The organism is Streptomyces sp. 13-12-16 (assembly GCF_002114215.1).
In the GTDB taxonomy this organism is placed as follows: domain Bacteria; phylum Actinomycetota; class Actinomycetes; order Streptomycetales; family Streptomycetaceae; genus Streptomyces.
In genome coordinates this window covers 1-395 of the sequence record NZ_NCTE01001370.1, presented here as the reverse complement: position 1 = coordinate 395, position 395 = coordinate 1, and the positions used below count along the sequence as shown (strand labels likewise).

The window sequence follows — 395 nt, the reverse complement described above, 5'->3', positions numbered from 1 at the left end:
ACCCGGGCCGCCGACTCCCCCCGCCTCGGCCGCCCCGACGCCGCCCGCACCCATCTCCACCGGGCCCGGGGCGCCGCCCGCACCCTGGCCGACGACCGCTACGGCGAGGGCGTACGGGCCGCCATCCGGCGGCTGGAGATCCGACTGGACGAGGACGGGGCGCCCGAGGGCCGGTGGCCGCCGGAACGGCGCTCCTAGGACCGGCACCGCTTCGGCCGGTTCAGCCTCCGTACGTCCTCTCGCAGATGGTCGCCTCCGGGCTGCCAGGGCGCCAGCCGCCGTACCGCCTGCCCAGCGCGCACACGTCCGCTCCGCCGGCGGAGCCGCGGCGCATCGACTCCGCCACGTCGGGGAGGTCCGTCGCGGGAGGCCGCGGCCGGCCGTTCCCGCCGGTT

The 395-nt window shown here is 79.5% G+C and carries 1 pseudogene; it reads left to right on the top strand.

The features are described 5' to 3' along the window. Window positions 1-198: pseudogene (locus B7767_RS40980) on the top strand (hypothetical protein); the annotation flags it as partial. Window positions 199-395: the final 197 nt, after the last annotated feature.